The organism is Microbacterium neimengense, assembly GCF_054782995.1.
On record NZ_BAAGRK010000003.1, the window covers coordinates 1433018 to 1445453 of the forward strand.

The window sequence follows — 12436 nt, forward strand, 5'->3', positions numbered from 1 at the left end:
GATCGATGTCGCTCTTGGAAGTCGAAACGGCAGCGCCCGACGCGCCGCCGGAGAAGCCGCGCCGGCGTAGGGCCCCGCGCCGGCCGCTCAACGCCGGTGCCCCCTCCCACCGCGGAGACGCCCGTCTCGCATGGGTGCTCATCGCGCCCGCGCTGGTCGGGTTCCTCGTCTTCGCGGTCTATCCCACGGTCCGTGGGATCTACTTGAGCTTCACCGAGTTCCGCGTTCTGACCCCACCGACGTGGATCGGGCTCGACAACTATGTCGAGCTGATCGGCGACGACGTGTTCTGGGCTTCCCTCAGCGTCACCGCCTACTTCGTCGTGGCGGCGGTGTCGATGACGATGATCGTCTCGGTGCTGACGGCGGCGGTCCTGCACCGGCTCACGCGCTCCACCGTCATCCGGGGGCTCATCATCCTGCCCTTCCTCATCTCGGGAGTCGTGGCCGCCACGGTGTGGTCCTGGATGCTCGACACGCAGCTGGGCATCGTGAACATCGTCATCGAGGGTCTGGGCGGCGACGCTCAGCAGTGGCTCAGCTCGCGCGCCCTCGCGATCCCGTCGCTCGCCCTCATCCATGTCTGGAAGAACATGGGCTACACCTCGATCATCATCTTCGCGGGGCTGCAGACGATCCCGCCTCAGATCTACGAGGCGGGTCGGATCGACGGCGCGAGCGAGACCCAGATGTTCTTCCGACTCACGCTGCCGCTGCTGCGCCCCATCATCGCGCTCGTGCTGGTGCTGAATGTGATCGGTGCATTCCAGATCTTCGACATCATCGCGGTCACCACCAAGGGCGGCCCGGCCAACGCATCGAACGTGCTTCAGATGTACATCTACGACAAGGCCTTCGGGCAGTTCGACTTCGGGTACGCGTCGGCGATGTCGATGGCCCTGTTCGCCATCCTCATCGTCATCACCTTCTTGCAGATGCGGCTTCTCCGCGCGAACGAATCGGACAACTCCTGATGCGCACCCTGCACCGTCTCAGCGTGGGTCGGCTGATCGCCTGGATCTACCTCATCGGCGTCATCTTCGTCACCGTCTTCCCGTTCTACTGGATCCTGCGCACCGCGCTCAGCAACAACTACGCCCTGCTGACCGATCCAGCATCCCCGGTGCCCGTCGATTTCACGTGGGGACCCTTCCGCCGTGTTCTCGGCCTCGCCACCGCGGAGGAGGCGGTCGCCGAAGGGGGGTCGGGCGCCTCTATCGAGTTGGGCCGCTACATCCTCAACTCGGTCATCTACGCCACCGTGTCCACCACGCTGATCGTGCTGTTCTCGCTGCTGGCGGCCTATGCCTTCGCGCGACTGCAGTGGCGCGGCCGCGAACTCGTGTTCTCGCTCTTCCTCGCCGCGCTGATGGTGCCCGGCATCCTCACCCTGCTTCCCAACTTCGTGCTGGTGAAGGAGCTGGGTCTGCTCAACACCTTCGCGGGCATGATCCTGCCGGGGGCCCTGTTCTCCGCCTTCAACATCTTCTTCCTGCGCCAGTTCATGCTGGGGTTGTCGACGGAGACGGAGGAAGCGGCGTTGCTGGACGGTGCCGGGCGTGTCCGCATCCTGTTCGGGATCACTCTGCCCATGACCAGCGGCCCCATCATCACGCTGTTCATCCTCGGCTTCATCGGGATGTGGAACGACTACTTCTGGCCCTTGCTGGTGACCAGCGACGCGAGTGTGCAGCCGCTGACCCTCGCGCTCGCCGTGTTCAAGCAGTCCTCGCCGCAGGCGCAGCCGGACTGGGCGGGGCTCATGGCGGCGACGCTCGTGGCCGCCCTGCCGATGCTCGTGCTGTTCATGGTCTTCGGACGCCGCATCGTCAACTCCATCGGATTCACGGGGCTCAAGTGAGCGCGGACACTCTGCAGCTCAGCTGGCCCGCCCCCGCTCGCCTGTGGGAAGAGGCGACCCCTCTGGGCAACGGCCGCATCGGAGTGATGGCGTTCGGCGGAGGCGCCGCCCGCTTCGCCATCAACGACGCGACGGTATGGTCGGGATCCCCGCAGGGGCCCTCCGTGGCGCTCGGCGAGGTGCTCGCGGGCGGGGCGGGGCCGGTTCGACTGGCGCAGGTGCGCGACCTGCTGGAGCGCGGGGAGGTGCGCGAGGCGGAGCGGCTCCTGCTGACGTTCGAGGGTGCCTACTCGCAGGAGTTCCTGCCCTTCGCCGAGCTCGTGCTCACGTCGGAGGGCCGCACCGAGAGCATCGTCCCGGCGCGGGTGCTCGACCTCGACGACGCCGTCCTGAGCGAGCAGCTGCGAGTGGATGGGATCGACGTCACTCGTCGGTCCTGGGTGTCCGCTCCGGCGCAGGCGCTCGTCGTCGAGATCGTCGCCGACGCTCCTGTCACGATGACGGTCTCCCTCGCCACGGCGCTCGTCGAGCGAGCGCGGAGCATCACGACCGAGGGCATCGGCCTCGAGGTCGTCGTGCCCGTCGACGGTCCGCCGCTGCATGAGCCGGACCTGCCCGCACACAGATACCCGAACGTGGGCGATGCCTGGGACGGTGCGGCAGCCATCGAAACCGCCGTGCGCACCGACGGCGCGGTGACCGCGGGCGATGCTCAGCTGCGCATCGTCGGCGCTCGCCGCATCCTGATCACCCTCTCCACCGCCTCCCGTGCCGCGTCGTGGTGGGCCGGGACGGGAGAGGAGAGGCGGATCTCCACCGAGGAGATCCGGGACCGTGCCCGCGAGCTGGCGCGCGACGCCGTGGTGCGCGAGGTCCGCGACGTGCTGTCCGAGCACGTCCTGGATCGCCGCGCGCTGTCGCGGGCACGGTTCGCCATCGGCGACGTGCGAGAGGGGCGATGGGATGCGGAGGACCTGCTGCGCGATCCGCAGCTCGCTGCGACGATGATGGCCGAGTACGGCCGGTACCTGCTGTGCTCCGCCTCGCGGGCCGGCGCGCCCGCGGCCAATCTCCAGGGCATCTGGAACGCCGAGGCGCGGCCGGCCTGGTCCTCGAACTACACGATCAACATCAACACGCAGATGAACTACTGGGCCGCGGGGTTGCTGGGCCTCGACGACCCCGCGGAACCGCTGATCTCGATGGTGGAGCGTCTTGCGAGCCACGGCGCCGACGTCGCCCGCGAGCTGTACGGCGCGCGGGGATGGGTCGCCCATCACAACAGCGACCTCTGGGGGTGGGCGCTACCCGTCGGGCGCGGTCGGGGCGCCGCCAGCTGGGCGATCTGGATGATGGGGGGCGTGTGGCTGTGCCACAGCCTGTGGGAACTGTGGGCGACGTCGGGAGACGACGACCTGCTGCGCACCCGCATCCTGCCGCTGATGCGCGGGTCGGCGGAGTTCTGTCTCGACTGGCTGGTCGCCGACGCGGACGGCGCTTTGCGCACCTCGCCGTCCACGTCGCCGGAGAACTCCTTCGTCGGCCCCGACGGGGCTCCGACCCCGCTGGGCCTGTCGGCGACCAGTGATCTTTCACTGATCGGCGCGCTGCTACAGCGCACGGAGGATGCGCTCGCTGTCGTGGATCCCGCCGATCCGCTGCGCGCGGAGATCCGCGCGGCGCTCCCGAGGCTTCTGCCGGTGGAGATCGACGCCGACGGTCGTGTGCGCGAATGGGCAGGGGAGGTGGTGGAGAACGAGCCGGCCCATCGCCATCTCTCGCACCTGGTCGGGCTCTACCCGCTCGACACCATCACGCCCGAGGCGACGCCCCGACTGGCGCAGGCGGCACGTCGCTCGCTCGAGGCGAGGGGGCCGGGCGCCATGGGATGGTCGTGGGCCTGGAAGACGGCGCTGCGCGCGCGTCTCGGCGACGGCGAGCACGCGGCAGAGTTGCTCGGGGAGGCGTTCCAGCCCTATCGAGGCGATGTGCGACGGCACGGACCCGTCGACGGCTCGGAGTGGGGCGGGCTGCTGCCCAACCTGTTCAGCACGCATCCGCCCTTCCAAATCGACGGCAACCTGGGCTTTCCCGCAGCGATCGCGGAGATGTTGGTCCAATCGCACACCGGACAGATCCACCTCCTTCCCGCTCTTCCTGCGGCATGGGACAGGGGGAGCGTGCGCGGACTCCGCCTGCGCGGCGGCGTCGAGATCGATCTGGCCTGGCGGGAGAGTCGACCCGTCGGGGTCCGCCTCCGGTGCGTGCGCGCCGTCGATGTCGTCGTTCGCCACGGCGACATCCGCGTCTCCGTCGCGCTGCCCGCCGGCGTGGGCGTCGAGGTGGATGCGGCGCTTTTCCTGAGGTCGGAGGCGATCGATGCGCGGTGAGTTCACGGTCGTCGACGTCCCCACGACCCAGACCGAACCCGAGGACTTCGACGAGTTCTGGAGTTCCACGCTGGCCGAGGCCGACGCGTACCCGCTGGATGTACGGGTGGTGCCGCATCCGACCTCGCTCACCGTGATCGACGTGTTCGACGTCACCTTCCGCGGCTTCGGCGGCGATCCGGTGCGGGCATGGCTTCGGGTACCGCGTGCGGCGACCGCGCCCCTGGCGGGTGTCGTCCAGTTCTTCGGATACGGCAACGGGCGCGGTCACGCGCTACGGGACCTGCGATGGGCTGCGGCGGGATATGCGCACCTCGCGGTGGACGCACGCGGTCAGGGCCACGGCGACACGGCCGATCCCCACGCCGGCGATCCCTCGGCCGGCAGCTACCTGACCCGCGGCCTCGGCTCGCCCCGGGACTACTACTACCGACGCGTCTTCGTCGATGCGGTGCGCGCCGTGGCGGCGCTGCGGCAACTGCCCGCGGTCGACCCTCGGGCCGTCGGCGTGGTGGGTGCGAGCCAGGGCGGGGGCATCGCCCTCGCGATGTGCGGGCTCATCCCGGATCTGGCCTTCGCCGTCATCCAGGCACCCTTCCTCTGCGAACTGAACCTGGCCGCGGGTTCGACCGAACGGCTGCCGTACGCGCTGCTGCGCGAGCACTTCGCGTCCCGGCCGTTGGACGCAGAGGCGGCGCTGGACACGCTGCGCTACGTCGACGGTGTCAACCACGCGAAACGAGCGAGCGCTCCCGCGTTGCTGAGCACCGGCCTCTCCGACGACATGACGCCGCCCGCGACCGTGTTGCCCGCGTTCACCGCCTATGGCGGCCCGTCGCAGTGCGTGCTGTGGCCATACAACGGCCACGAGGCAGGCGGTGAGCTCGATGACGAGAACGCCCTCGAATTCGTCGCGGCCACGCTCGCCGCGACACAGACCCACCACAACCCACACCCGGGCGCCGACGAAGGCAGTCCGGATCACCGAGTGAGGAACACATGAACAGACAGCGCAGAACCATTGCGGTCCTCGTGACCGCCGGCGTGGCCGCGGCCGCGCTCTCCGCCTGCTCGTCGGGCGGCTCCGACGGGGGCTCCGACGGTGGCGTGACGGTCAACTGGTGGACGTGGAGCGACACGCAGGCCGCCTCCTACCGCAAGTGCATCCCCGCTTTCGAAGAGGCCAACCCCGGCATCAAGGTCGAAATCTCGCAGTACGCGGTGGACGACTACTTCACCAAGCTCACGACCGGGTTCGTCTCCGGTACTGCCCCGGACGCCTTCCAGAACAGCGTCCCGCAGCTGGGCGAGTACGCCGGCCAGGGCCAGATCATGGCGCTCGACGACCTCATCGCCGAGTCCGACTACGACACGTCGATCTTCGACATCGGGATGGACTCCTGGGTCTTCACCGACGGCAAGCAGTACGGCATTCCGCTGGACTGGGCCGGGGCGGCGATCTACTTCGACGAGGCGAAGGTCGCCGAGGCGGGCTACACACCCGAGGACATCCAGACGATGACCTGGAACCCCGATGACGGCGGCACGTTCGACAAGATCGTCAGCCACCTCACCGTGGACAAGAACGGCGTGCGCGGCGATGAGGCTGGCTTCGACCCGAAGAACGTGGCGACCTACGGCATCGGTTCGCTCGCGTCCTCCGACTTCAACGGCCAGACCTCCTGGAACCCGTTCGTATCGACCCTCGGCTGGCGACTCGGCGGCGACGCGACTGCATGGCCGACCGTGCTGCCCTTCGACGATCCCGACCTCGTCGCGACGCTCGGCTACGTGCGCCAGCTCGGTGAGCGCGGGTTGATGCCGAAGTTCGGTCAGTTCAGCGTGTCGAACCTGGAGCAGATCGGCTCCGGCTCTGTCGCGATGTTCCAGGGCGGCACATGGGATGCCACACCCGCATCGAAGCTCCCCGGGATGAAGATCGGCATCGCACCGACGGTCGAGGGACCCCAGGGACGCATGATGATCTCCAACTCCAACGCGAACAACATCTACTCCGGAACCAAGCATCCCGAGGAGACCTGGAAGTGGGTCATGCACATGGGATCGGAGCAGTGCCAGACGCTCGCCGGTGCCGACGGCACGTTCCTGCCCTCCATCGCCGCGTCGCTGGACGCATCCGTCGCCGCGCAGGCGGAGCAGGGCGTCGATATGTCGACCTTCATCACGGCGCTCGAGGACGGGCAGCTCTACGCAGCGCCGCCGACCGTGAACGGCAGCGAGCTCGTCTCGGTGCTCCAGCCGCTCATCGAGGCGTATTTCACCGATGAGGTGGGCAACGAGGTCTTCACGCAGATGACGGAGAAGTCGGCGGAGATCCTCGCCGACTGAGCCGGCCCGGGTGGGGCGGGACCGTCCGTCCCACCCGGGAGCGCTACCGTGATCTCCATCCCGCAAGGACTTCTATGAACCACGACACCGCCACTCGCACCCGTCTGCTGCGATCGGCGTCGGATGCGGCGTCGCAGGTCTTCGCCACGATCCTCACGCGCAGCCCGATCAGCCGGATCGATATCGCACGACTGACGGGCCTCTCTCAGGCCGCCGTCACCAAGGCCGTCTCCCCTCTGGTCGGTGCGGGTCTGGTCGATGTGACGCTCGGCTCGAACCGCCAGGGCAGCCCCGGGCGACCGGCGAGCCCGGTCGCCGTGATCCCCGACGCCATCGCGCTCATCGGGGTGAAAGTGAACGTCGACGAGCTGATCGCGGTCGCCACCGACCTCACGACGCGCGTGATCGCCTCCGAGCGTCGCCCTCTCGCCGCGCACGATCCCGAGACCGTCGTGGCTGGGATCGCGGCGGTCGTCGGGGAGCTCCAGCAGGTTCTGGCAGAGCGCGCCGCCTCGATCGCGAGCGTGGGCGTCGCGGTGTCCGGCGACGTCGACTCCGCAACGGGAGTGGTGCGTGAGTCGGGCATCATGGGATGGACCGCCGTGCCGATCGGTGAATTCCTCGCCGAGAGGCTGGGGCTCACCGTGATCGTCGAGAACGACGTGCGCGCACTGACGATCGGCGAGCACTGGTTCGGGGTGGGCCTGGGCACCGACTCGTTCGCCATCGTGACGATCGGGCGAGGGATCGGCAGCGGCCTGCATCTGAACGGCGAGGTCGTCGAGGGTGCCTTCGGCGTGGCGGGCGAGATCGGTCATCTTCCCCTGGCCTCGCGCGACCGAATCTGTCCGTGCGGAAGGCGAGGCTGCGTGGAGGCCGTGGCTGGGACGGGGGCGATCGAGGTCACCGTGTCAGCTGCCCATGGCCGCACTGTCGGCATCGAGGAGGCCGTGGCGCTCGCCCACGCCGGCGATGAGGCTGCCGCCGGAGCCTTCCGCGAGGCGGCCGAGCTGACCGGCACGGCGATCGCGAGCCTCGTGAACCTCACCGGGCCCGAGCTGGTCATCATCGGCGGTGAGGGCGTGTCGAACTTCGACCTCTTCGAGAAGAGCCTGCACGACGCGTTCCAGGCGCACGCATTCGGCGCCGCCGCCGATTGCCGCATCGTCACGCGGCCGCACACTTTCGAAGACTGGGCTCGCGGCGCCGCTGCGGCCGCCGTGCGCGAGCTCGTGGGCTGACGCCCGCCGTCAGGCCGGGCGCAGACGCAGGTTCTGCATCCCGCCGTCCACTGCGATCGAGGCTCCGGTGGTCGAACCCGCGCGCGGGCTGGCGAGGTAGGCCACCGCCTCCGCCACCTCTTCCGCGCTCACGAGCCGGCCGTGCGGCTGGCGGGCCTCCAGCGCTGCGCGCTCGCCTGTGGGGTCGGCCGCGGCATCCAACAGTCGTTGGACCCACGGAGTATCGGCGGTTCCGGGATTGACGCAGTTGATGCGGACGCCCTCACGAAGGTGATCCGCGGCCATCGCGCGGGTGAGGGCGGCAACCGCGCCTTTCGTTGCGGAGTAGAGCGCTCGAGCGGGAAGTCCCGCGGTCGCGGCGATGGATGCGGTGTTGACCACCGCCGCCGCGGGCGACCTGCGCAGATGCGGCAGCGCGGCCCGGGTCACACGCACCATGCCCACCACGTTGACGTCGTAGACGCGGTGCCACTCCTCGTCGGTGTTGTCGGCGACCGTGCCGACAGCGCCGATCCCCGCGTTGTTGACCACGATGTCCAGCCGCCCGAAGCGCGTGATGGTCTCATCGACGGCGGTGCGGACGCTCTCATCGTCGGTGACATCGGCGATCACTGCCGTGATGCCCGGGGCGGACGTCGCGACGCGGTCGAGGGCGACGACGGTGGCGGAGCCGTCTCTCAGACGCGCCGCGATCGCTGCGCCGATGCCCGAGGCGCCCCCGGTGACGAGGGCCACCAGCCCCGCGAACTCACTCATGCCCGTCTCCTGACGCTCCCGCTTTCGCATCGACGAAACGCTGTCGCTGGCGGCCGAGTCCCTCGATCTCCAGTTCGCAGACATCCCCGGCCCGCAGATAGGGGAAACGTCCGGAGAGCGCGACGCCCTCGGGTGTGCCGGTGAGGATGAGATCCCCGGGTTCGAGCTCCATGTACTGGCTGAGCTGGAAGATGATCTCCTCCACGCTGAAGATGAGATCCGATGTCCGCGAGTCCTGACGAGGCTCGCCGTTGACCCAGCTGCGCAGTCGCAGATTGCGGTGGTCGATCTCGTCGGGGGTCACCAGCCACGGGCCTAACGGCGAGAACCCGGGCGCGTTCTTACCCTTCGACCACTGACCGCCCGAGATCTCCAACTGCCAGGTGCGTTCGGACAGATCGTTCGCGAGCACGAACCCGGCGACGTGGGCGAGGCTCTCCTCGGGGCTGTCGAGATACGAGACGCGTGTGCCGATGACGACGCCGAGCTCGACCTCCCAGTCGGTCTTCGTGCTTCCGCGGGGAATGCGAGCGACATCGTCGGGACCGACGACCGTCTGGGGAGTCTTCAGAAAGACGATGGGCACCTCCGGCGGCGCGGACCCCGACTCTGCCGCGTGAGCCGCATAGTTCATGCCGATGCACAGGATCGCTCCGGGACGGGCGATGGGCGAGCCGATGCGAAGCCCCGCCGGATCGATCTCGGTCAGCTGGCCGCTCTCGAGGGCCGCGCGCACGCGGTCGGGGCCGCGGGTGGCGAAGAACTTTCCGTCGATCTCGGCGGTCACCCCTGACAGGTCGAAGTAGCGGCCGTCCTCGAGAAGCGCAGGGCGCTCCGATCCGATGTCGCCCAGTCGGACAAGTCTCATGTGGGGACTCCTCTCGATCATGAAACATAGGAACTCTAACTCCGAAATAGGCAATCTTTCTGCCCTGGGCCACAATTGCATGTCTAAACATCCTATGTCTAGACTGAGGTGCGCCAAAGGAGGTCACATGAGCACGATCGTCGGTCTGGAGACCAGCGACATTCGATTCCCGACGTCGACCCTGCTCGACGGGTCCGATGCGATGAATCCCGACCCCGACTATTCGGCGGCGTACGTGAGGATCCTCACGGATGCCGCGGACGGGATGGAGGGGCACGGATTCGTCTTCACGATCGGTCGGGGCAACGACGTGCAGACTGCTGCGATCGCTGCGCTCGCCGACCGCCTGGTCGGATGCGAGCTCGAGCCGCTGCTCGCGAGGATGGGGTCCACGGCGCGCGCCTTCGTGGACGACTCTCAACTGCGTTGGCTCGGGCCCGAGAAGGGGGTCATGCACATGGCCATCGGCGCCGTTGTCGATGCTCTTTGGGACCTCAAAGCCAAGCGTGCGGGCGTCCCGCTCTGGCAACTGCTCGCGCGGATGAGCCCGGAGGAGCTCGTCGAGGCGGTCGACTTCCGTCACCTCGGCGATGCCCTCACCGAGCGGGACGCGCTGGAGATCCTCCGCGCGGCCGCTCCCGGCCGGGCCGAGCGCGAGCGCGCCCTTCTCACCACCGGATATCCCGCCTATACGACGTCGCCGGGATGGCTCGGCTACAGCGACGAGAAGCTCGCACGGCTGTGTCGCGAAGCGGTCGCCGCCGGCTTCGCTCAGATCAAGCTCAAGGTGGGCGGGAACGCGGATGACGACGTGCGCCGGCTGGGTGTGGCGCGGCAGGCCATCGGTCCGCAGGTGCGTCTGGCCGTCGATGCGAACCAGCGCTGGGACGTACCGGAGGCCATCGCGCGCATCGGCGAACTCGCGCACTTCGACCTGGCCTGGGTCGAGGAGCCGACGCACCCGGACGACATCATGGGGCATGCGGCCATCGCTCGTGCGATCGCCCCGACGCCGGTGGCGACCGGCGAGCACATGGCGAATCGCATCATGGCCAAACAGTTCCTCGCATCGGGTGCTCTGCAGGTGCTGCAGATCGACGCGAGCCGCGTGGCCGGGGTGAACGAGAACATCGCCATGCTTCTGCTTGCCGCGCGGGCGGGGGTGCCGGTGTGCCCGCATGCCGGCGGTGTCGGCCTGTGCGAACGCGTCCAGCACCTGTCCTTCTTCGACGCGATCGCCGTCAGCGGCACCGTCGCGGACAGGATGATCGAGTATGTCGACCACCTGCACGAGCACTTCGTTGTGCCCGTCGACGTGCGTGACGGGAGATACTGGCCGCCGACGGACCCCGGGTCCGGCGCCGAGATGCGCGCGGACAGCCGTCGCGCCTACGCGTTCGAAACGGAGAGATGACGTGACCGCGCTGATCGATGCCCACCTGCACCTCTGGGACATCGGGTCTGGGGGATACGGCTGGCTGACGCCGGAGGCGGGGCCGCTGTACGCCACCTTCGACGCGGCGATGGCGGAGCAGGAACTGCGTGCCGCCGCGGTGACGGGCGCGGTACTGGTGCAGGCGGACGATACCGATGCCGACACGGATGCGATGCTCGCCGTCGCCGACGTGCACACCTGGGTGGCGGGTGTCGTCGGTTGGCTGCCGCTGGACGATCCCGAGCGCGCCGAGCGCCGACTGGCCGAGCTGCGCCTGCACCCCGCCTTCTGCGGCGTGCGCCATCTGGTGCACGACGACCCGAGGCGGGGCTTTCTCGACCTGCCGACTGTGCGTCGCTCCCTGCGCCTGCTCGCCCAGGCGGGTCTCGCCTTCGACGTGCCCAACGCCTGGCCGCACCATCTCGGGCAGACCGTCGACATCGCCGACGATGTCGCGGATCTGGTGATCGTGATCGACCACCTCGCGAAGCCGCCGCGTGGGCGCGAGGATTTCGATGACTGGCGTGCGGAGTTTCGCCGCGCGGCCTCGCGGCCGAACACCGTGGCGAAGGTCTCGGGGCTGCGTGCGCCCGGCGCGGCGTACTCCGTCGGCGCACTGCGCGAGGTGTGGGAGACGACGCTCGAGGCGTTCGGGCCGGAACGCATGATGTGGGGCAGCGATTGGCCCGTGACCGTGCCGGAGGGCGGCTACGCTCCGACCTTCGCGGTGCTCATGTCATTGATCGACGAGCTGGCGCCGGCGGAACGGGATGCGGTTCGCCGTCGGACGGCCTCCCGGGTGTATCGCCTCCGTTGATCGAGAGTCTCATCCGTCCGAACGGCGGCGCAGCCACGCCTCGACCCCGGCGATGTGGGCCACCGCAAGGGATTGCGCGAGGGCGGCATCTCCCGCTTCGACCGCATCCAGCAGCGCGGCGTGTTCGTGCAGCGTCCGTTCGATCGCCTGGTCCTCTCCGAGCCCGCGCCAGAGTCGTGCGCGGACGGTGCGGGTGGAGAGAGCATCCAGGAGGGCGGTGAGATAGCCGTTGCCGGCGGCCCGGGTGATGCGCGAGTGGAACTCGAGGTCGTGCGCGACCAGAGCTTCGACGTCGGCAGAGGTCTCCGCAGCCTCGAGCGACGCGCGCAGCTCGGCGGTGTCGTTCGGGTCCATCCGCCCCGCGGCCATCCCCGCGGCGGCGGACTCCAGGACCCGGCGCACCGCGAACAGCTCCAGTACGGCGCGGTCGTCGTTCTGCACATCGGTGACGAAACTCAGGGCATCCAGGAGCAGATCCGGGGCGAGGCTCGTCACGTAAGTGCCGTCGCCGCGGCGGACATCGAGGACCCGCATGACCTCGAGCGCCTTCACGGCTTCTCGCAGCGAGTTGCGCGACAACCCGAGGCGCTCACTGAGCTCCTTCTCCGGAGGCAGGCGATCGCCGGGGCGAAGCTCACCGGTGCGGATCATCTCCTTGATCGTGAGGATCGCAGCATCGGTGAGGGCCATCGCCTCATCGTACGGCCGACGCACGCTCG

The 12436-nt window shown here is 68.8% G+C and carries 11 protein-coding genes; 8 read left to right on the forward strand and 3 right to left on the reverse strand.

The genetic code is table 11. The annotated features are described in order from the left end of the window. The first annotated feature begins 5 nt into the window (after positions 1 to 5). The 6 genes from ACYVJS_RS09705 (at position 6) to ACYVJS_RS09730 (ending at position 7841) form a co-directional block, all read left to right on the forward strand. Positions 6 to 974, forward strand: a complete 969-nt coding sequence (locus tag ACYVJS_RS09705) for a carbohydrate ABC transporter permease (protein ID WP_460739738.1) — start codon at positions 6 to 8, stop codon at positions 972 to 974. Further along, complete coding sequence (locus tag ACYVJS_RS09710) at positions 974 to 1861, forward strand: carbohydrate ABC transporter permease (RefSeq protein WP_460739739.1); 888 nt, start codon at positions 974 to 976, stop codon at positions 1859 to 1861. The genes ACYVJS_RS09705 and ACYVJS_RS09710 overlap by 1 nt, the downstream gene beginning before the upstream one ends. After that, positions 1858 to 4251 carry a glycosyl hydrolase family 95 catalytic domain-containing protein gene (locus ACYVJS_RS09715; RefSeq protein ID WP_460739740.1) on the forward strand — a complete coding sequence of 798 codons (2394 nt, stop codon included), beginning with the start codon at positions 1858 to 1860 and terminating at the stop codon, positions 4249 to 4251. The genes ACYVJS_RS09710 and ACYVJS_RS09715 overlap by 4 nt, the downstream gene beginning before the upstream one ends. After that, positions 4241 to 5254: an acetylxylan esterase gene (locus ACYVJS_RS09720; protein WP_460739741.1), complete on the forward strand. Its 1014-nt coding sequence runs from the start codon at positions 4241 to 4243 to the stop codon at positions 5252 to 5254. The genes ACYVJS_RS09715 and ACYVJS_RS09720 overlap by 11 nt, the downstream gene beginning before the upstream one ends. After that, positions 5251 to 6600, forward strand: a complete 1350-nt coding sequence (locus tag ACYVJS_RS09725) for an extracellular solute-binding protein (RefSeq protein ID WP_460739742.1) — start codon at positions 5251 to 5253, stop codon at positions 6598 to 6600. The genes ACYVJS_RS09720 and ACYVJS_RS09725 overlap by 4 nt, the downstream gene beginning before the upstream one ends. A 74-nt stretch (positions 6601 to 6674) precedes the next feature. After that, on the forward strand, positions 6675 to 7841 hold the full coding sequence (locus tag ACYVJS_RS09730; RefSeq protein ID WP_460739743.1) for an ROK family protein: 1167 nt from the start codon (positions 6675 to 6677) through the stop codon (positions 7839 to 7841). A gap of 9 nt (positions 7842 to 7850) precedes the next feature. Here the strand turns inward: ACYVJS_RS09730 and ACYVJS_RS09735 are convergent, their stop codons facing one another. Continuing rightward, a complete protein-coding gene (locus ACYVJS_RS09735; protein ID WP_460739744.1) occupies positions 7851 to 8597 on the reverse strand; it encodes an SDR family NAD(P)-dependent oxidoreductase in 747 nt (248 codons plus the stop codon). After that, on the reverse strand, positions 8590 to 9465 hold the full coding sequence (locus tag ACYVJS_RS09740; protein ID WP_460739745.1) for a fumarylacetoacetate hydrolase family protein: 876 nt from the start codon (positions 9463 to 9465) through the stop codon (positions 8590 to 8592). Before ACYVJS_RS09740 ends, ACYVJS_RS09735 begins: the two co-directional genes overlap by 8 nt. Positions 9466 to 9592: 127 nt before the next feature. Between ACYVJS_RS09740 and ACYVJS_RS09745 the strand changes: the two genes are divergently transcribed. Further along, entirely contained in the window at positions 9593 to 10879 is a 1287-nt protein-coding gene (locus ACYVJS_RS09745; RefSeq protein WP_460739746.1) for an enolase C-terminal domain-like protein, read from the forward strand. 1 nt (position 10880) lies between these two features. Continuing rightward, the gene (locus ACYVJS_RS09750) at positions 10881 to 11717 is read left to right on the forward strand and encodes an amidohydrolase family protein (RefSeq protein ID WP_460739747.1); all 837 of its coding nucleotides are present in this window, start codon (positions 10881 to 10883) and stop codon (positions 11715 to 11717) included. A 9-nt stretch (positions 11718 to 11726) separates the two neighbouring features. Here ACYVJS_RS09750 and ACYVJS_RS09755 read toward each other — a convergent pair whose 3' ends face one another. Next, positions 11727 to 12407, reverse strand: a complete 681-nt coding sequence (locus tag ACYVJS_RS09755) for a FadR/GntR family transcriptional regulator (RefSeq protein WP_460739748.1) — start codon at positions 12405 to 12407, stop codon at positions 11727 to 11729. Positions 12408 to 12436 lie beyond the last annotated feature (29 nt).